A 20,643-nucleotide genomic window follows, 5' to 3' on the forward strand; every position below is an offset into this window, starting at 1 on the left:
GGCCGGCGGCCGCGTCACGCCCGTCTGGCGGCACGGGTCCGCGGCAGCCGGGTGGCACCGGCGGCGGCCAGCAGTCCGAGACCGACCACCCACCAGAAGGTGTCGGCGAAGGCCTCCGGGACGTCCCGGTGCCGGGCGGCCAGCCGGTCCTGGAGGACCACGGCGAGGCCCGCGGTGCCGACCGAGCCGCCGACGGTGCCGAGCAGGCTGAGCGCCGCGGACGCGCGGGGGATGCTTGCGGGCTCGATACGGCTGTAGACGATGTTCATCACCGGGGCGCTGATCATGGCCATCCCGAAGCCGCGCACCGCGAGCGCCGAGGCCGTCGCGGCGTCCGGCAGCCCGTGGTGGAGCTGGGTGAACGGCACCGTGCCGGCCAGGACCAGCGCGATGCCGGTGACCACCAGCGTCCTCGGGGCGACCGCGTCGACGGTCCGGTTGACCAGCACCGACCCCGCCGCCGCGCCCAGCCCCTGAGGGGCCAGCAGCAGCCCCGCCTGCCACGCCGACAGTCCGCGGCCGGTCTGGAGGTACAACGGCAGCAGGAACATCGTGCCGAACACCGACGCGCCCAGGACGAGCAGCGCGAGGGCGGCGGCGCCGAAGGGCGGCCGGGCGAAGAGCCGGGGGTCGATCAGCGGGGTGCGGCGCGCCCGCAGCCCGTGCACGGTGAAGCCGGCCAGCATCGCCAGGCCCGCGGACACGCCCACCGCGGCGGTGAGAGCGCGTCCGTCGGCGACCTCGGTCAGGCCGAACACCAGGACGGCCAGGCCGGGGGAGAGCAGCGCGGCCCCCCGCACGTCGAACGCCGTCCGCCCCGGTGCCGCCGGCACCACCGGCACATGGCGGCGGGCGAGCAGCACCGCGACCACCCCGATCGGCAGGTTGACCAGGAACAGCCACTGCCAGGACGCCACGGCGAGGAGGGACCCGCCGGCCAGCGGGCCCAGCACCGGCGACAGCAGGGGGACGACGGCGACGACGCTGATCACCCGTCCGGTGCGGGCCGGGCCGGCGATGCGGGCCAGCAGCGCCTGCCCGGTCGGCGGCAGCAGCCCGCCGCCGAGTCCCTGGACCACCCGGAAGACGATCAGGCTCGACGCCGACCAGGCCAGCGCGCACAGCGCCGAGCCGAGCAGGAACACGCCCACGGCGGCCAGCCAGACCCGCCGCCCGCCGAACCGGTCGGCCAGCCAGCCCGACGCGGGCACGGCCGTGACGACGGCCAGCAGATAGGCGGTGCTCACCCACTGGGCCTCGGCGACGGAGGCGCCGAACTCGTCTGCCAGGGTGCCGATGCCGACGCTGACGATCGTGGCGTCCACCGTGGCCATGAACGTGCCGAGCACCAGGGTGAACGCGGTGCGCAGCAGCCGTCCGTCGACCCGCTCGGCCGGTGCCGGCGGCGCGGTGTCCTCGCTCATCGGCGCTCCAGGAGGGTGAGGACGTCGTCGTCGAGGCGGTCGCCCAGGGCCCGCAGCAGGCCGAGCAGTTCCTCGGCGAGCCCGTCGGCCGCCACCCCGGCCCGGTGGGCGAGCACCCCGGTCCAGGCGTCGCCGTCCGGCACGACCGTCAGCGTCACCGGATGGTGGGTGGCCTCGCGGAAGCGGGTGCCGACGACCCTGAGCCCGGGGGCCGGTTCGCGCAGCCGGTCCGGGTCGACCGGATAGTTCTCGAACACCACGAGGCTGTCGAACAGCCTGCGCCGCCCGGTAAGCCGTTCCAGGTCGGACAACGCCACGTGGTGGTGCTCGACCAGGGCCCGCTGACCGGCCTGGAGCGCGGTGAGGCTGTCGGCGAGCGTGCCGGTGAGCCGGGCCCGTACGGGCACGGTGTTGGCCAGCAGCCCGATGATCTCCTCGACGCCCTCCAGCTCCGGGGGACGGCAGGCGACCATGGCGCCGAAGCACACGTCCGCGCGGCCGGAGCGGCGCGCGAGCAGCACCGCCCACGCGCCCTGCACCAGCGTGTTCCGGGTCAGGCCGCGCTGTGCGGCGATCCGGGTGAGCCCGGCCACCAGCGCCGCGTCGAACGTGATGATCGTGGGCTCCTGCCACGCGGGGCCCACGTCCTCGCCGCCGACCAGGTGGTCGCCCTCGGGCAGGCCCTCCAGCTCGGCGGCCCAGACGGTGAGGTCGGGCTCGTGAGCGGCGCGCCAGCGCAGGTAGTCGGCGAACGGCACGGGGGCGGGCAGCTCCGGTGCCCCGCCCCGGACCCGCGCCGTGTACAGCGCGAACAGCTCGGTGAGGACACGGGGCGCCGACCAGCCGTCGGAGAGCACATGATGGCTGGTCAGCGCCAGGTCGGCGCGCTCGGCGTGCTGGCGGATCACGGTCAGGCGGACGAGCGGGCCCGTGGCCAGGTCGAACGGTTCGGCCAGGTCGGCGGCGAGCACCTCCTCGGCCGGCCCGTCGGACACCCGGAAATCCGGCCGGGGGGACTCCGGGATCACCGCGAGACCGGCGGGGAAGACCGCGCCCAGGTTCGGGTGGCGGGCCAGCAGGTCCGCGCCGGCGGCGCGCAGGGCGTCGAGGTCGAGGGGCCCGGCGAGGGAGAACGCCGACTGCACGGTGTAGGGGTCGGGGCGTTCGGTGCGCGAGTGCCGCAGCATCACCTCCTGCAACGGGGTCAGCGGCTGCACCTCGGCGACCGGCCGGTCGCCGCTGAGCGAGCTGATCTCCGGCGCGGCGGCGGTGCGCAGCAGCGCGGTCCGCAGATGCCCGGCCAGCTCCTCGATCCCGTCGGCCGTGAACAGCGCGGCCGGCCAGGTCAGCCGCACCCCGAGCGTGTCGTCGCGCACCAGGGCGTCGACCATCAGGGCGTACGGCAGGGGCAGCGCGTCCGAGCCGCCGGAGCCGAGCGGATCGGCGTCCGGCGGCGCCTGCCAGAGGACGTCGCCGTCCGGGGCGCCGGGGAAGCGGCCGAGGTAGTTCCAGGAGACCTCCGGCGCGACGGGGTCGAGCAGGCCGGCCGTGGTGAGGATGCCGTGGCCCAGGCCGTCGCCCTGGGCGCGCAGCCGTTCCCCGACCGCCTTCGGGTCGTCGTCGGCGTCGAGCAGCAGGGGATGGACGGCGGTGAACCAGCCGACGGTCTGTTCCAGGTCCATCTGCGGCGGGCGGCCGTGGCTCTCCAGGGCGACCAGCAGCCGAGGCGTCCCCCGCCAGGCCCGTACCGCCCGGGCGAGCGCCGTGAGCAGCACCGCGTCCGGCGTGGTGCGCAGGGCGGCGGGCAGGGCCGTGACCAGGGCGCGGGTCGTGCCGGCGTCGAGGTGGATCTCGTGGTGCGCCGAGGTGGCCGCGGTGTCCCGGGCGGGGTCGAGCGGCCGGGCCGCCAGGGCCGGTGTGGGGGTCATCCGCCGCCAGTGCGGCAGTTCGTCCCGCCGGTCGGCTTCGCGCAGCGAGCGCGCCCAGCCGAGGAACGACTGTCCGTGGCGGGCCGGTGTGCCGCCTTCGCGGGCGTGGCGTACGTCGTCCAGCAGGACGCGCCAGGACACGCCGTCGACGACGAGGTGGTGGGCGAGCAGGACGAGCCGGCCCGGTGCGGTCGGCCCGGCGTCCACCCAGAGCGCGCGCAGCAGCGGACCGGTGCGCGGGTCCATCGCGTCGCGGGCGGCGGCGGTCCACGCGTCGACGAGGGCGCGCGGGTCGCGCGGGGCCGGTACCCGGGTCAGTACGTCGGCGCCGGTCACCGCGCCGGCCGGCGGGACGCGCAGCACGTCGCCGGCCAGGTGGGCCCGCAGCACGTCGTGGCGGGAGAGGACGGTGTCGAGCACGGCCCGCCAGCCGGCCTCGTCGCCGCCGGGCGGCACGCACACCTCCACCCACTGGCAGAACCCGTCCGCGGCGGAGCCCGCGCGGCGCAGCAGGGCCCGCATGACCGGGGTCAGCGGCGCGTCCCCGACCGCGGGGGCGTCCCCGGTGTCCAGGGCGCGGGCGCGGGCCGCGATCCCGGCGACCGTCTCTCCCTCGAACACGTCCCGCGCGGTCAGTCCGAGCCCCTGGCGGCGGGCCCGCGACACCACTTGCAGGGAGACGATGCTGTCCCCGCCGATGGCGAAGAAGTCGTCGTCGGGGCCGATGTCGTCGCCGCCGAGGATGTCCCGGAACACGCCGAGCAGCACCGCCTCGGCCGGGGTGGCCGGTTCGCGCCGACGGGCGGCCGCGGTCTCGGGGGCGGGCAGCGCGGCGGGGTCGAGCTTCCCGCTGGGGCTCAACGGCAGCCGGTCGATCACCACCAGCGCGGTCGGCACCATGTGCTCGGGGAGCTGTGCGGCCAGGTACGCGCGGATCCGCGCGAGGTCCGGTTCGGCGCCGTCGGCGGGGATGACGTAGCCGACGAGCCGGCCCTCCCGCAGGATCACCGCGCACGCGCGCACGCCGGGATGGCGGGTCAGGACGGACTCGATCTCGCCCAGCTCGACGCGGAAGCCGCGGATCTTGACCTGGTGGTCGGCGCGGCCGAGGAACACCAGCTGCCCGTCCGGCCGCCACCGCACCAGGTCGCCCGTGCGGTACATCCGCTCGCCCGGGGGCCCGAACGGGTCGGCGACGAACGCGGCGGCGGTCAGGCCGGGGCGGCCGACGTAGCCGCGGGCCAGGCTCGGCCCGGCGAGGTACAGCTCGCCCGTCACCCCGGTGCCGACCGGCTGGAGCCCGCCGTCCAGGACGTAGGCGCGGACGTTCGGGTCGGGCCGGCCGATCGGCAGCGGGCCGGGGTCGTCCGGGTCGTACCGCCAGGTCACGGAGTTGATGGTGACCTCGGTCGGGCCGTACGCGTTGAACAGCGCCCGTCGCCCCTCGCCCCAGCGCCGCGCCAGCTCGGGGTCGAGGCGTTCGGCGCCGACGACGAAGAACACCTCGGGATCGACGGTGCGGTCGTCGGGCATCGCCGCCAGGAACGACGGCAGCAGGTTCACCCCGGTCACCCGGTGCCGCACGATGTAGTCGAGCAGTTCGTCGCCGGGGACCCGCACCTCCTCGGGCGCGATCACGGAGGTGCCCCCGGACAGCAGCGGCACCATGGTCTGCCAGAACGCCACGTCGAAGCCGGTCGACGCGAAGTGCAGATAGCGGTCGTGCTCGGTGACCCCCACGACCTCCTCCTGGAGGGCGATCAGGTCGGGCACGCCGCGATGGGTCACCCCGACGCCCTTGGGCCGCCCGGTGGTGCCGGAGGTGTAGATGACGTAGGCGAGGGCGTCCTCGGTGAGCGCGGCGCGGGCCTCCGCCGGATCGGTGTCGGGCACGGCGGCGAGCGTGGCCGGATCGTCCAGCCGCACCACCGGGATCTCCCGCGCGGCGGGCAGCTCGGCGCCGGTCGTCACGGCGGCGGCCGGGGCGATGTCGTCGAGCAGGTACGCCAGCCGGTCGCGGGGGTGGCTCGCGTCCAGCGGCACGTACACCGCGCCCGCCTTGGCCACGCCGAACAGCGCCACCGTCATCTCGAGGTCGCGTCCGAGCAGCACCGCCACCGGGTCCTGCGGCCGTACCCCGCGCCGGATCAGCGCGTGGGCCAGGCGGTTGGCCTCCCGGTCCAGTTCGGCGTAGGTGAGGCCGCGGTCGCGGCAGACGAGGGCCTCGGCGTCGGGCTTGCGGCGCACCCAGGCGGCGAACTCCTCCAGCCAGGGCCCGCGTTCCTTGGCGGGGACGGCCTCGGTGCCGGTGCGCAGCATCCGCTCCCGCTCGCCCCCGTCGAGCAGGGGCAGGGCGAGCACGGGCCGCTCCGGATCGTCGACGATCTCCCGCAGCAGATGGCGCAGCCAGCGGCCGTGGTCGCGCACGGCCGTCTCCGTGAAGGCGCGCGGCTGGTAGCCGAGTCCGATCGTGATCGACTCCTCGGGGATCACGATCACGGTCAGCGCGTAGTGCGTGGCGTCGGTGATGTCCACCCCGGCCAGGTCGAGCCCCGGACCGACCGGAGTGCGGTTCCGGCTGGAGAGCGGGAAGTTCTCCATCACCAGCATGGTGTCGAACAGCTCGCCGACGCCCGCCGCCCGCTGGATCTCCGGCAGGCCGACCCAGTGGTGCTCGGCCAGGGCGACGTTCTCGGCGTGCACCCGCGCCATCAGCTCCCCCGCCGTCATGTCCTGGGTGTGCCGCACGCGCACGGGGATCGTGGTGCCGAGCTGGCCGATCATCGACTCCACGCCGTCGACCTCGGCGGGCCGGCCCGACACCGGGCAGCCGAACACCACGTCGTGCCGCCCGGTGAGCCGGCCCAGCAGCAGGCCCCAGGCCGTCTGGAGCACGGTGGTCAGGGTGACGCCCCGCTCGCGGGCGAACGCGCGCAGCCGGTCGCTGAACTCCCGGCCCAGGTCGACCGCCACCCGGCCGGGCCGCTCGACGCCGGTGCCGACGCTCGCCGGTGCCAGCCGCGTGGCGCCGTCGACGCCGTCCAGCGTCCGCCGCCACGCGGCCAGGGACGCCTGCCGGTCCCGGCCCGCCAGCCACCGGAAGTACTCCGACACGTCGGTGGCGGCCGGCACGGGCGGGCCGCCGCCCAGCTCGGCGTAGAGGCCCAGCAGGGCCCGGCCGACCAGCGGCATGGACCAGCCGTCGAGCAGCGCGTGATGATTGGTGATCACCAGCTTGTGCTCGGCCGGGCCGGTGCGGGACAGCAGGAAGCGGATCAGCGGTGGCCCGGACGGGTCGAACGGGCGCCGCAGTTCGGCGCGGGCGGCCTCGGGGAACCGGTCGTCCCGCCGCCACTCCAGGGTGACCGGGGCGGGGACCACCTGCACCACCTCGTCCCCCGCCGGGGCCAGGTACACCCGCAGCGAGGGGTGGCGGCGCAGCAGCTCACGCGCGGCCTCCGCCATCCGCTCGGGGTCCAGATCGCCGTCCAGGGTCGTCACGGCCTGGACGACGTAGACGTCGGCGTCCCGGTCGTCGCGGACCAGGGTGTGGAAGGACAGCCCGACCTGGAGCGGCGTGGCGGGCCACACGTCCTCGATCCGGCCGGCGCGCTCCAGGGCGTCGATGGCGTCCTGGCCGAGCGCGACCAGCGGAAGGTCCGACGGAGTGAGCCCGCCGGGGGCGCGCAGCGCGTGCTCGGCCAGCGCCTCCAGGGCCGCCGCCCAGGACTTCTGGAGGGCGGCCAGAGCGTCGGCGCCGAGCACCCCGGTCGCGGCCGTCCACTCGACGGCGAGCCGGGGCGCGCCCTCCTCGTGGACGAAGCAGTTCAGCGCCAGCACCTGCTCCAGGGCCTTGGCACCGGGTTCGATCACCGAGAAGGCGTCCCGCTCCGGCAGCCGCCACCCCGTGCCGGACAGCGGCGCGAACCGGCCCAGGTAGTTCAGCAGCACGTCCGGCGGCGCTACGGCGGCCAGTCCGGCACCGGACTCCGGGTCCAGGCAGCGCAGCACGCCGTAGCCGACGCCGGCGCCGGGGACACCGCGCTTGGCCTCCTTGGCCGCGCGCAGGACGTCCCCCACGTCGCCGACGGCCGGTACGCGCACGGGGTACTCGCTGGTGAACCAGCCGACCGTGCGGGACAGGTCGAGGTGTTCGCGGCCGTGGCCCTCCATCGTGACGGTCACCGCGTCACCGCCCGCGCCCCACTCCCGCAGCGTCAGCACGAGCGCGGCCAGCAGCACCTCGTCGACGCCCGCGCGGTAGGCGGCGGGCAGCGTGGTCAGCAGGGCCTCGGTGACGTCCGGCGAGGCCACGGTCAGCGAGCGGTGCGCGGTGGACACCGTGTCGCGGGACCGGTCCAGCGGGCGGGCGCCCAGGCGGGTCGCGGAGCCGAGCGCGTCCCGCCAGTGGCCGAGTTCGCCCCGGCGCGCGCCGGACGTCCCCTGCCCGGCGAGAAGCGTCGCGTGCCGCCGCCAGGACGCCCCGGTCCGCGGCAGAGCCCCGCCCGTGCAGGCCGTGTGCAGGTCGGGCAGCAGGATCCGCCAGGACACGCCGTCCATGGCGAGGTGGTGCGCCACGAGGACCAGTCGGTCCTGCCGGTCCGGCCCGCCGTCGCCGGTGCGGACCAGGGCGGCCCGCAGCAGGTCGCCCCGCCTCGGGTCGAGCTCGTCGGCCAGGCGCCGGGCCACCGTCCGCACGTCCTCGTCCCCGACCTCGGCGACGACGGCCCGGACCGTGCCCTCGGGCAGGATCTCCAGGCCGTCGTCCCCGACGCGCAGCCGCAGCGCGTCGTGCCGGTCGAGCACCGCCCGCACGCCCAGGACCAGGTCGCCGTAGGCGAGTTCGCCGATCCGCAGGGCCGTCCACTGCGCGTAGCCCGCGACGACGTCCACGTCCGGGTGCGCGTCGAGCAGGCCGCGAACGATCGGCGGCGCGGGCACCGGACCGGTCGGGTCGTCGGCCTGCTCGACGGCCGCCTCCACCTGCCCGGCGGAGGCGGCCAGGGAGGCGAAGCTGCGGCGCTCCAGCAGGTCCCGGGGCCGCAGTGCGAGGCCCTTGGCGCGCAGCCTGCCGCTGACGGTGATCGCGGTGATGCTGTCCCCGCCGAGGGCGAAGAAGTCGTCGTCCACACCGACCCGCTCCACCTCGAACACCTCGGCGACCGCCGCGCACAGCAGCCGCTCCCGCTCCGTGCCCGGCTCCCGGCCGCCGCCGCTCGCCGCGGGCGCGGGCAGCGCGGCCCGGTCGAGCTTGCCGTTCGGCGTCAGCGGCAGCGCGCCGAGCAGCACCACCGCCGCGGGCACCAGGTGCTCGGGCAGCCGCTCGGCCAGGTGGGCGCGGACCGCGTCCCCGGTGACCGAGTCGGACACGACGTACCCGATCAGCCGGGACGCCCGCACGGCCGCGGCGGCCGCCGTGACCCCGGGCACCGCGGCCAGCGCGGCCTCGACCTCGCCGGTCTCCACCCGGTGACCGCGGATCTTGGCCTGTTCGTCGGCGCGGCCCCCGTACTCCAGGCCGCGTCCGGGCACCCACCGGGCCAGATCGCCCGTGCGGTACATCCGCGCGCCGGGCGGGCCGAACGGGTCGGCGACGAACCGGTCGGCGGTCGCGCCGGGCCTGCCCAGGTAGCCGCGGGCCAGATGCGGGCCCGCCAGGTAGAGCTCGCCCACCGTGCCCCGCGGCACCGGATGCAGGGCGCCGTCGAGGACGTAGGCGCGGGTGCCCGCGAGGGGGTGGCCGATCGTCGGCTCGTCGCCGCTGACCGGCGCCGTGGTGCTGTCCACGGTCGCCTCGGTCGGCCCGTACATGTTGCGGGCGGTGACCCCGGACGCGGCGATCCGCCGCCACAGCGCGGGCGGGACGGCCTCGCCGCCGAGGACGAGCAGCGCCGGCCGCAGGTCCAGCAGACCGCCGTCGATCAACGGCGTCGCCATCGACGGGGTGGTGTCGACGACGTCGATGCCGTCGCGGGCGTACGCGGCGAGCAGGGCGTCGGCGTCGCGGGCGGTCTCGGCGTCGTAGACGTGGAGTTCGTGCCCGCACAGCAGCCACACCAGATGGTCGAACGCGGAGTCGAACGCGAACGAATAGGTGTGGGCGGTGCGCAGCCGCCCGCCGGCGGCCCGCTCGGCCGGAGCGACGACCGCGGCACGGTGGTGGTGCAGCAGCGCCGCTAGACCGCCGGCCCGGCCGAGCACGCCCTTGGGCCGTCCGGTCGACCCGGAGGTGTGGATCACGTAGGCCAGGTGGTCGGGGTGCCGGGGCGCGGCCAGTTCGCCGGCCCCGAGCGGCGCGCCGGACAGCCCTTCGGCCTCGCCGAGCAGCGCGTCCCACGCCAGCCGGTCGACCGCGCCGGAGGGCTTCTCCTCCTCGTCGGCCACTGCGCCGGAGGGCTTCTCCTCCTCGCCGGCCGGAGCCGTCGGCTCCCGCCCGTCGACCGCGCCGGACGGTCCGTCCGCCTCGCCGAGCGGAGCGTCCCACGCCAGCCGGCCGACCGGGCCGGAGGGCTTCTCCTCCTCGCCGGCCGGAGCTGTCGGCTCCCGCCCGTCGACCGTGCCGGACGGTCCGTCCGCCTCGCCGAGCGGAGCGTCCCACCCCAGCCCGTCGACCGGGCCGGCCGTCACCACCAGCGCGGGGCGGACGTCGTCGACGAGCGCGCGCAGCCGCTCGGGCGGATGCGTGGTGTCCAGGGGCAGGAACGCGGCGCCCGCGTCCAGCACCGCCAGCAGGGCCGTCACCAGGCCGGCCGAGCGGGGCAGCGCCAGCGCCACGACGTCGTCGGGCCCGATCCCGCGGGCCCGCAGCGCCCGGGCCAGCCGGTGCACCCGGTCCGCCAGCTCGTCCGTCGACAGCCGCTCCGTGCCGCAGACCAGGGCGGTGCGCCCCGGACGGGCGGCGACCATGGCGTCGAACGCGTCCGGCACGGCGGCCGGCACCCCCGGCAGGGCCTCGGGCGTCCACTGCGCCGGCCATCCGTCCGGGGCGCCGGCCATGGGGACGCGGCCCACGGGCAGACCGTCGAGCAGCCCGGCGAGCAGCGCCCGCAGCCCGGTCAGCTTGCCGTCGACCGCGGCCTGGTCGTTGCCGCGGGCGTCGACCTCGAAGCCGAGGTGCAGCCCGCCGTCGGGGGTCGGCAGCACGGTCAGGCCCATGTCCTCGGGCGGGCCGCCGGCGATGTTGCGCATCGTCCCCCTCGCCCCGGCGAAGTCCAGCGCCAGGTCGAAGGCCTTGAGGTTGATGCCGCGCCCGTGCAGCAGCGCGCCCGCGCCGGGCACGCCGAGGTCGCGGGGCAGGTCCTCGCCCCGGTAGCGCTGGTGCGCGCGCATCTCCCGCAGGACGGCGGCGACCCGCCGGGTCAGCTCCGCGAGGCCGTCCCCGCCGCGCACGGCCACCCGCAGCGGCAGCACGTTGACCGCCATGGCCGGGGTGCGCAGCTCCACCGACTCGGTCCGGCACATCAGCGGCAGCGCGAAGACCACGTCGGTGCGGCCCAGCATGCGGTGCAGGAACGCGGCGTAGCAGGCGATCAGCGCCTCGCCCCAGGTGACGCCCTCCCGGTCGGCGAAGGCGCGCAGCCGGGCCGTCTCCCCGGGCGTGAGCACGGCGCGGGCGGTCAGGGCGCGGCCGGGCGGCCCGGCGCTGCTCCGCGTGTCGCCGAGGTCGGGCAGCGGGGTGAACCGGTCCACCCAGTACGCGCGGTCCTCGGCGGCCCGGCCGCTGTCCCGGTAGGCCCGGTCGGCGGCGACGAGACCGGCGATCGTGCCGAAGGCGGGCCGCGGCGGCTCGGTCCCGCGGACCAGGGCCGTGTAGCGGGCGGCGGTGCGGCGGGCCAGCATCGCGCCGCTGTAGCCGTCGATGACCAGGTGGTGGCCCATCTGGGTGTACCAGACCTCGCGGTCCGACAGCCGGATGACGACCGGTGAGTACAGCGGCCGGTCCACCATCTCCCGGCATGTCTCGGCCGCCCGGGCCCGCTCGGCCTCGACGAGCGCGGCCGCCGCCGCCGCGGGATCCGCCTCCCCGCCGAGGTCGACCACCGCGGGCGGCTCGACCGGCGCCCCGCCGACCGCCTGTCGCGGCCCCGACGGGGTGTCGTACACCCGCAGCCGCAGGCTCTCGGCCTCCTCGTAAACCGCCCGGACGGCCTCGGCCAGCGCCTCGGTGTCGATCGGCTCGTCGCCGGCTATCTCCACCACGTCGCCGACCACGTAGTACGGCGAGTCCGGCTCCAGGCGTTGCGCGTTCCATATCCCCGACTGGGCGCCGGTCAGCGGGAGCAGGCGGTCCGAGGGGACGCGTGAGGTGCTCAACTCACTCTCCTTGCAGCGTGGGGACGACCATCGGGGTACCGGTCACCGGGTCGGGGACGATGACGCTCGGCAGGTCGAACACGTCCTTGATCAGCGCGGCGTCCACGATGTCCGCGGGGTTTCCCTCGGCGACCACCTGCCCGCCCCGCATGGCGACCAGGTGGTCGGCGAAGCGGCAGGCCTGGTTGATGTCGTGCAGGACGGCGATGACGGTGCGGCCCCGGTCGCGCAACCGGGCCAGCAGAGCGAGCAGTTGGTACTGGTGGGTGATGTCCAGGAAGGACGTCGGCTCGTCGAGCAGCAGGTACGGCGTCTGCTGGGCGAGCACCATGGCGATCCACACCCGCTGCCGCTGCCCGCCGGACAGCTCCTGCACGGGCCGCCCGGCCAGGTCGGTGACGCCCGCGGCGGCCATCGCCTCGTCGACGGCGTCCTCGTCGCCGGCCGACCACAGGGTGAGCAGCGACTGGTGCGGGAAGCGTCCCCGGGCCACCAGTTGCCGGACCTTGATGTCGTCGGGGGACAGCGGGTCCTGGGGCAGGAAGCCGAGCTGCCGGGCCAGGGCCTTGGACGGGTAGCCGCCGACCTCGCGCCCGTCGAGCTCCACGTGCCCGGCGTCGGGGCGCAGCAGCCGGACGAACGCGCGCAGCAGGGTGGACTTCCCGCACGCGTTGGGGCCCACGACGGCGGTGAAGGCGCCGTCGGGGACGTCCAGGCTCAGCCGGGTGGACACCACGCGGTCGCCGTAGCGCAGGGTGATCTCCCGCGCGGTCAGACGTGCGGTCACGCCCGCCCCACCTCCTTGGTGAGCAGCCAGATCAGATAGCAGCCGCCGATCGCGGTGCTCACCACGCCCACCGGCAGCGCGACCGGCGCCAGCAGCGCCTGGGCGAGCAGGTCGGCGCCCTGGAGCAGGACGGCCCCGGTCAGCGCGGCCGGAAGCAGCGGGATCCCGGCCGCGCCCGCGAGCCTGCGGCCGATCTGCGGGGCGGCCAGCGCGATGAACGCGATCGGCCCGGCCACCGCGGTCACCGTCGCCGTGCAGCCGACACCGACCAGCACCATCAGCAGGCGCAGCCGGCCCAGCGCGACCCCGGTGGTCACCGCGAGCGCGTCGCCGAGCGCGCTCTGGTGCACGGCGCGGCTCCGCACGGCCATCAGGGTCAGCAGCCCGCCGATCACCCAGAACGGAAGCCACAGGTCCGCCCAGTCCACGCCGTTGAGCGAACCGGCGCTCCAGCCGACCGCGGCGATGGCGACCTCCAGGTCGGCGCGGAGCACGATCCACGAGTTGAGCGCGGTCACCATCGCGTTGACGGCGATGCCGATCACCACCAGCCGCAGCCCCGAGAAGCCCCGGTCGGACGAGAGCAGGTAGACCACGGCCGAGACGAGCAGCCCGCCGGCCACCGAGGCGCCGGCCAGCTGCGCGGGCGTGCCCGACAGCACGGTGATGGCGACCAGGGCCCCGGTGTAGGCGCCCGCGTCGAGACCGATCACGTCGGGGCTGCCGAGCGGGTTGCGCGTCAGGTTCTGGAAGAGCGCGCCGGCCACTCCCAGCGCGGCGCCGAAGACCAGCCCGGCCACCACCCGCGGCAGCCGCCATTCGAGGATCACCACGGAGTGCTCCGACCCGGTCAGCACGGCCAGCACCTCGCCGGGGGAGGCCCAGGACGCGCCGTAGCACAGACCGAGCAGGCCCAGACCGAGCATCAGGGCGACCAGCACCGCGCAGACCAGCACGGTGCGGCGCGCCGCCCGCAGCACCGCCTTCACCCGTGTCGCCCGCGGCCCGGCCGCCGCCGTGCGCGGCACGGCCGCGGTCACAGCGCCCCCGCCCCGTGGCGGCGGACGGCCCAGATCAGCATCGGGCCCCCGAGGAACGCGGTCACGATGGCCACCGGCACCTCACCGGTGGGCAGCAGGACGCGTGAACCGATGTCGGCGACCAGCAGCAGGATCGGGCCCAGCACCATCGAGTAGAGCAGTAGCCAGGGCACGGATCCGGCCGCCGGCCTGCGCACGAGGTGCGGCACGATCAGCCCGACGAACAGGATCGGACCGGCCACCGCCGTGGCGGCCCCGCTGAGCACGGTGATCAGCACCAGGGTGGCGGCCCGGGTCCGCGCCACGCCCGCTCCCAGGGTCTGCGCCACGCTCTCGCCCAGCGCCAGGGCGTTCAGCGGCCTGCTCAGCAGCAGCGCGCCGAGCAGGGACACCCCGATCGCGGCCGACGGCAGCGCCAGCGGCGCCTGTTCCCGGCCGGCCAGCGTGCCGACCGACCAGAACCGGTACGCGTCGAAGACGTCCGGGAGCATCAGCCTCAGGCCCAGCGCGATGCCGCTCAGCACCGCGGTCAGGGCCACGCCGGTGAGGACCAGGCGCAGGGGCGAGCGCCGCCCGACCGCCATCACCAGCAGCGCGGCGAGGACCGAGCCGACGACGGCGCAGATCAGCTGCCCGGCCTGGGCGCCGGCCAGGCCGAGTGCCGAGCCGACGGTGACGGCGAACCCCGCGCCCGCGGTGACCCCGAGGATGCCGGGCTCGGCCAGCGGGTTGCGGGCCAGCGTCTGGATCAGCGCGCCCGCCACCGCGAGCGCGGCGCCCACCGCCGTGGCCAGCAGCGCGCGCGGCGCCCGGACGTCCCGTACGATCACGTGGTCGTTCGTCCCCCGGTAGTCGAACAGGGCCCGCACCACCTCGGTGGGCGCGACCCGGTGGGCGCCGATGCCGATGCTCAGCACGGCGATGGCGGCCAGCAGCACCAGTCCGCCGAGGAGCAGGCCGGCGCGCGGCAGGTCCCGCCCGGTTCCCGCCCCTGCGAAGGCGCGGCCCGCGGCGGTCACCGGTCCAGGAGAGGCGCGAACGACGTGTCGATCGCGTCGAGGGTCTTCAGGGCGTCACCGTAGGTCGCGGCCTCGGTGTAGGCGATCGGGAAGGTCATGCCGTTCTTGACCGCGGGCAGGTTCTTCCACAGCTTCGAGTCCATGACGTACTTCACCGACTCCGGGACGCCGCCGTCGGGGTCGACCGAGTAGGTGATGGCGTCGGCCTCACCGAGCGAGTCCGTGAGTTCCTCGATGGACGGGTACTCGCTGACCGACTGGGAGCCGGGACCGGCCTTCTTGACCTCGCCGTAGTACGCGGCGCCGACGTCCTGGGCGACGCTGGTGCCCCAGGAGCCGCCGAACTCGCGCTGGAAGGTGCCCTTGGAGGTGTCGCCGTACGAGCCGACGTGACCCAGCTTCAGCTGCGGCAGCACCGCCTGGTACTTCTTCTTCAGCTCCGCGGCCTCGGCCTCGTACTCGGCCTTGACCTTGTCGTAGTTCCCGAGCACGCCGGCGGCGTCGGCGTGTTTGCGGGACACCTCGCGCCACTGGGACGGCACGGTCGGGCCGACCGCCACGACCGGGGCGATGGACTTCAGCCGCTCCATGTCGATGTCCCCGAGCACCGGGGTCGGCACACCGAGGACGATGAGGTCCGGCTCGGCCTCGGCGATGGCCTCGTAGTTGGTCTCGGCGGCCTGCTCGCCGGCGACCTTGGTCAGCTTCTTGTAGGTGGCCAGGTCCTCGTCGCTCATCAGGGCCTCGCCGCGCTGCCACGAGGAGATCCCGACGAGCGGCGCGCCGGCCTCGATCAGGGTCGGCACGGCGTAGCCGGTGGCCACCACGCGCCGCGGGGCGGCGGGGATGGTGACCTTGCCGTTGTCCGCGGTGAACACACGGGTCCCGGCCTTCTTCCCGGACGTGTCCGCCGTACCGCTGTCCGACGACGACCCGCACGCGGTGAGGGCCAGTGCCAGGGTCAGGGCACCGACCAGGCCCGCTGATCTGCGTGCGAACATGCGCAACTCCTTCTGGGAACGTGCGGGAGGAACTCGTGGGACGACGATTGCTGCTGACGGGTCGTCAGTGCATGTCGGTGCGTGTCGGTGCGTGTCAGTGCTGGGGTTCGTGCGCGTGTTCGTGGGTGTGGGTGTGGGTGTGAGGGTGGGTGTGGTCGTGCTCGTGAGGGTGTCCGTCGGGATGCTCGTGGGGGTGTTCGTCCTCGTCGTCGAAGTCGGCGACGCCGCGCTTCCAGTAGCCGGTGATCTCGTGGTCGGCCTTCTCCAGCCGCAACTCGTCACGGATCCATCGCCGCAGCGGCTTGATCTGCCCCGCCTCGCCCGCGATCCACACGTACAGGCGCTCGCCCTCGGGCACGGTGGTGGCGGTCACGGCCCGTGCCAGCGCGCCGCCGGTGCCCGCCGGGCGGTCGCCGCGGTGCAGCCAGCGCACCTCGACGCCTTCGGGCGCGGACAGCGCGATCTCCTCGTCGGCGTCGGCGACTTCGACGAACGCCCAGCCCCTCGCGCTCCGGGGCAGTTCCTCCAGCCAGCGCGCGATCGCGGGCAGCGCCGTGATGTCGCCCGCGAACAGGTAGCGGTCGTAGGTGTGCGGGACGATCAGCCCGCCGGGCGGCCCCGCGACATGGATCACGGTGCCCGGCCGGACGCCGCGCGCCCAGTCCGACGCCAGTCCCCCCTCGTGCGGCGCGATGTCGATGTCGATCTCACCTGCCACCGGGTCGTAGCGGCGTACGGTGTACTCCCGCGACGTGGGTGCCGGGCGCGGCCAGCGCAGCAGGTCGCCGTCGGGTTCCGGAAGACGCAACGAGCCGTCCGGATCGGGGAAGAGCAGCCTCACGTGGTCGATCGGCGAGTGCGCCTCGAACCCCTCGGTGCCCGGCCCGCCCAGGGTCACCCGCAGCAGGCCGGCGCCCACCATGGCGGTGCGCACGACCCGCGTCTCACGGACGCGGATCGGATAGCGCACCTTCTCGGGGCGGTGGCCCGCCCGGACCTCCTCGATCCGGTCCAGGTGCCGGTGGCCGGTCCGCGTCACGGGGTCTCACCCGTCAGCAGCGCCGTCCAGTGCGCCAGTTCGGGCCGCTCGGCCAGGTCGGGGAGCTCCAGCGTGTCCGCTCCGCCGGCGCGCCAGCGCTCGACCAGCGTCATGAGCCGCACCGAGTCCAGGCCGAGGTCGCGCAGGTTCTCGTCGGGTGCTATCTCGGCGGGCTCGCAGCCGAGCAGTTCCGCGACGTCCGCGCGGATGCGGTCGGGTGACAGTGCCTGGGTCATCGGCCGGCTCCTGTGGGTGTCGGCGCCGGCCGGGTGGCCGGCGCGTCGGATGCGGTGGTCGGGACGCCCCCGTGGCGGGCGGCGCGGCGGCGGGCGGCGCTGCGGCGTGTCCGGTGGTGGTGTTCAGGGGAGGGGTTGGCGACAGTGAAGGCCGCCGGAGTCGGGTCGGACGGTCGGCGGTCCCTCACCGTGAGCGGGGCGGGCCGGCCGGCGGGCGCGAGGCCGGACTCCGGCGGGCCCGCGGCGACGCGGTCGGCGTACGGGGTGGCCGGCGACGCCGGTGCGTGGTGCGGGATCACGCCACGTCCTCCAGACCGAGGGCGCGCAACAGGGTGCGGAACTTCGCGGACGTCTCGTCCAGTTCGGCCCGGGGCTCCGAACCGGCGACGATCCCGGCGCCGGCGAACAGGCGTACCGTCCGGTCGCACACCTCGGCGCTGCGGATCGTCACGGCCCACTCGCCGTCGCCGTTCAGACCGGTCCAGCCGGCCATCCCCGCGTAGAAGCCGCGGTCCTGGGGTTCCAGGGCCGCGATGGCCGTGAGCGCCCCGGCCGTGGGGACGCCGCAGACCGCGGGAGTCGGGTGCAGTGCCTCGGCCAGGCCGAGGGCCGAGGAGGCCGGGTCCGCCGGGTCGCGCAGCCGTCCGGTGATCCGGGTGGACAGATGCCACATCGTCGGCGTGCCGATCACCTCGGGCCGGTCCGGTACCTCCAGGTCGCGGCAGAAGCCGCCGAGCACCTCGGCCACCCGCGCGGCGGTGTGGGCGTGTTCGCCGAGGTCCTTGGCCGAGGCGCGAAGGCGCGCGATCCGTTCGCGGTCGACCGTGTCGTCGCCCGACCGGGGGGCCGACCCGGCCAGCGGGTTGGCGATCACACTCGCGCCGTGCCGGGACACCAGCAGCTCGGGACTGGCGCCGACCAGGGTCCGCGGGGCGGGGTCGCCCGGCGCGGTGACGTCGACGGCGAAGGCGTGGGAGGCCGGGTCCGCGCGGACCAGCCGGGCCAGCAGCGAGGGCACCCAGACCGGGGACGCGGAGGTCAGCTCCAGACAGCGGGCCAGCACGACCTTGCGCAGGTCACCGGCCCCGATCAGCTCCAGCGCCCGGCGGACGGCGTCGGTGTAGCGCGCGGGTTCGGGGCGCGGCGACACCCTCCATCCCGCGCCGGGCTGCACGTCGGGGACGCGTAGGTCCGCGGGGGCGCCCGCGCGCCGCACGACGGCGGGCACCACCAGGCAGGCCTCCGCCTCCGGGCGGAACCCGACGGCCCCGACGACCACGGGATCGGACAGCCCCGTCGCGGCGGCCGCGTCCAGCGCCTCGGCCGCGGCCAGGGCCCGTGCGCCGCTCCCGGAGCGGATCCGGGCGCGCACGCCGTCGGCGAGCATCGTGCCGCGCGCCGAGGAGAAGTAGAACGAGCCGGTCAGATAGGCCGCCAGCAGGTCGGCGGCCAGGTGCACGGGGCTGGGGCGCAGGACTGCGGATAGGGACACGTCGGCGAATCCTTTTCTCAGGCGCGCGGGGGCGTGCCGCAGATCAAGAGGACCTGTGTCGTGAGCTGCCGTCCGTGGTCGGAGACCGTGAACGGCGAGGCTTGGCTCGCCGCTCCCCTCGTTCCGGCACGCACGGGTCTCCTCTCGGTCGAGCGAAGTAAGGCTAACCTAACTAAGTGGGTGTCTGGCAGCAAGAGGAAGCAACGCCTCCTGCCCGGCGTATATTTGACGATCCGTCAGCTCGCGGTGGCGCCCGGTGGATCACGGCTCCGGGCGGTCACGCACGGCCCGCCCGCCGGCGAGGGCAGCGCCTCGTCCGGGACGAGCATCGAGCTCGGGTCGCCGGGCGGCTGTCCCAGCACGCTCGGCCCGAGCGCGATGCCGGCGAGCACCTGGCCGATGACCGGAGGCTGCCCGATCCTGCGGGCCGGCGCGGAGAGGAACGCCGCGAACGCCACGACCGCGCCGGTGGCCGGCAGGACGCTCGAGGTGATCTGCCCGGCGTTCACCGGTCCGGCGCCGATGAGTCGGTGACCGGCGGGATCATGCGACCGAACCGCCCTGGGCCGCGGACTTCCCGGTGCCGGCGCCCGGGGGGAGGGCCCAGCCGAGGCCGTCGGGGGAGGCGACCAGCCCGTCGGGGAACAGGGGGCGCTCCAAGCTCGTCGCGCCGCCGAGGGAGGCGCGGGCCTGGATCTCGTTCATGCCCCGCATCACGTCCGTCACGACCTGGGTGCCGAACAGCTCGCTCATCCGCTCGCCGCTCTCGGTCTGCGCGGGCCCGGTCCGGTCGACCGCGTCCGCGAGGTCCTTCGAGGAGGCGCCGAAGCGCTCCCTGAGCACCTCCGTGTCCAACAGCGCCGACTCGCCGGAGTTCACCGCGGAGACGCCGCCGACCAGTTCCACGAAGGCGCGCAGGTCGGTCGCCTCGGCCCGGGAGACCTTGCGGGCCTGCCAGAAGTAGGAGTCCTCGTTGTGCTGCATGTCGTAGAAGGCGAGGAGGAACTCGTAGAAGACGCCGTACTCGCGGCGGTAGCGGCGCTCGAACTCGCCGAAGGCGCGCTCCTCGTCGAGGTCGCCGGCGAGCGCGCTGTTGAGGGAGCGGGCCGCCAGCAGGCCGCCGTAGGTGGCGAGGTGGACGCCGGTGGAGAAGACGGGGTCGACGAAGCAGGCCGCGTCACCGACCAGCACCATGCCGGGCTGCCAGAAGCGCTCCATGGCGTACGAGTAGTCCTTGCGGACGCGGAGTTCGCCGTACGGCCCCTCGGTGATCCGCCGGGCGTCCGCCAGATAGTCCTTGATCATGGGCGCGCGCTCGACGAACTGGGCCATGGCGGCCTCGGGGTCCCGGGAGAGGACGCCGACCTGGGAGCGGTTGACGACCGCGCCGACGCTGGTGAGGGTGTCGCTGAGGGGGATGTACCAGAACCAGCCGTCGTCCCAGGCGCAGCACAGGATGTTGCCGGCGTCCGGTCCGGGCAGGCGCTTGCCGCCCTCGTAGTAGCCGTACAGAGCCACGTTGCGGAAGAAGTCGGAGTAGTTGCGCTTGCCGACCGCGCGGGCGAGCTTGCTGTTGCTGCCGGAGGCGTCGACCACGTACCGCGCGGAGGTCTCGTGGGGGTGACCGTCGCCGTCCGTCCAGCGCAGGCCCGTGACGCGCTCGCCCTCGGTCAGCGTCGTCACGGCCGTGCACTGTTCGCGCACGTCGACGCCGAGCCGACGGGCGTTGTCGAGCAGGATCTTGTCGAACTTCATCCGCTCGACCTGGTAGGCCGTGGAGGCGGGGCCGGACATCAGGGGCGAGTAGGCGAACAGGAAGTTCCAGGGCTCGGGGTTGGAGCCCCAGCGGAACGTCCCGCCGCGCTTGGGCATGAACCCGGCCTTCTCCATCTCCTCGTGGACGCCGAGGAAACGGCAGATCCCGTGGATCGTCGCCGGGAGCAGCGACTCGCCGATCTGGTGGCGGGGGAAGGACTCCTTCTCCAGCAGCAGCACGCGGTGGCCTGCCATCGCGACCAGGGCGGCCGTGGTGGAGCCGCCGGGGCCGCCGCCGACCACGACGACGTCGAAGGACTCGGCGGAGGTGCCCGTACCGGTGCCGGAAGCGCGCTCGGGCGTGGTCATCTGATGTCTCCCTGGAACTGGGGCCGTAGGCGGCGTGGTGATGGGGAGCTGGTCTCACAGACGGCCGCCGTCCCGGACGCGCGGGACCGTGCGTGCCGGGAGCGTGCGTGCGGGGAGCGTGTGTGCGGGGAGCGTGCGTGCGGGGACGGCGTCTCGCGGAGCTGGACCGTCCTCGGCCGCGGGTCGGGCCGATGGACGGAAAGGTGCCGGAACTCGTAAGGCGTGGGACTGACGGCCGTG

The 20,643-nt window shown here is 75.3% G+C and carries 11 protein-coding genes; all 11 read right to left on the minus strand.

The features are described 5' to 3' along the window. Positions 1–14 precede the first annotated feature (14 nt). Positions 15–1,424: an MDR family MFS transporter gene (locus ACFV9M_RS02460; protein WP_385064789.1), complete on the minus strand. Its 1,410-nt coding sequence runs from the start codon at positions 1,422–1,424 to the stop codon at positions 15–17. Then, a complete protein-coding gene (locus tag ACFV9M_RS02465; protein WP_385064792.1) occupies positions 1,421–11,665 on the minus strand; it encodes an amino acid adenylation domain-containing protein in 10,245 nt (3,414 codons plus the stop codon). Before ACFV9M_RS02465 ends, ACFV9M_RS02460 begins: the two co-directional genes overlap by 4 nt. A gap of 1 nt (position 11,666) precedes the next feature. Continuing rightward, positions 11,667–12,452 (minus strand): ABC transporter ATP-binding protein, encoded by a 786-nt coding sequence (locus tag ACFV9M_RS02470; RefSeq protein ID WP_385064795.1) that lies wholly within the window; start codon positions 12,450–12,452, stop codon positions 11,667–11,669. Then, positions 12,449–13,378: a FecCD family ABC transporter permease gene (locus ACFV9M_RS02475; protein WP_385065011.1), complete on the minus strand. Its 930-nt coding sequence runs from the start codon at positions 13,376–13,378 to the stop codon at positions 12,449–12,451. Before ACFV9M_RS02475 ends, ACFV9M_RS02470 begins: the two co-directional genes overlap by 4 nt. A gap of 110 nt (positions 13,379–13,488) precedes the next feature. Next, complete coding sequence (locus ACFV9M_RS02480) at positions 13,489–14,511, minus strand: FecCD family ABC transporter permease (protein WP_385064798.1); 1,023 nt, start codon at positions 14,509–14,511, stop codon at positions 13,489–13,491. Further along, the gene (locus tag ACFV9M_RS02485) at positions 14,508–15,512 is read right to left on the minus strand and encodes an ABC transporter substrate-binding protein (protein WP_385064801.1); all 1,005 of its coding nucleotides are present in this window, start codon (positions 15,510–15,512) and stop codon (positions 14,508–14,510) included. Before ACFV9M_RS02485 ends, ACFV9M_RS02480 begins: the two co-directional genes overlap by 4 nt. Before the next feature lie 94 nt (positions 15,513–15,606). Next, positions 15,607–16,551 (minus strand): siderophore-interacting protein, encoded by a 945-nt coding sequence (locus ACFV9M_RS02490; RefSeq protein ID WP_385064804.1) that lies wholly within the window; start codon positions 16,549–16,551, stop codon positions 15,607–15,609. Beyond that, entirely contained in the window at positions 16,548–16,787 is a 240-nt protein-coding gene (locus ACFV9M_RS02495) for a phosphopantetheine-binding protein (RefSeq protein ID WP_385064807.1), read from the minus strand. The genes ACFV9M_RS02490 and ACFV9M_RS02495 overlap by 4 nt, the downstream gene beginning before the upstream one ends. Before the next feature lie 295 nt (positions 16,788–17,082). Beyond that, positions 17,083–18,279: an isochorismate synthase gene (locus ACFV9M_RS02500; RefSeq protein ID WP_385064809.1), complete on the minus strand. Its 1,197-nt coding sequence runs from the start codon at positions 18,277–18,279 to the stop codon at positions 17,083–17,085. Positions 18,280–18,515: 236 nt separating this feature from the next. After that, positions 18,516–18,788, minus strand: a complete 273-nt coding sequence (locus ACFV9M_RS02505; RefSeq protein WP_385064811.1) for a hypothetical protein — start codon at positions 18,786–18,788, stop codon at positions 18,516–18,518. Between the two features lie 34 nt (positions 18,789–18,822). Beyond that, positions 18,823–20,403 (minus strand): tryptophan 7-halogenase, encoded by a 1,581-nt coding sequence (locus ACFV9M_RS02510; protein WP_385064814.1) that lies wholly within the window; start codon positions 20,401–20,403, stop codon positions 18,823–18,825. Positions 20,404–20,643 lie beyond the last annotated feature (240 nt).

Origin of the sequence: Streptomyces sp. NPDC059895, assembly GCF_042731035.1 — a bacterium.
Lineage (GTDB): Bacteria > Actinomycetota > Actinomycetes > Streptomycetales > Streptomycetaceae > Streptomyces.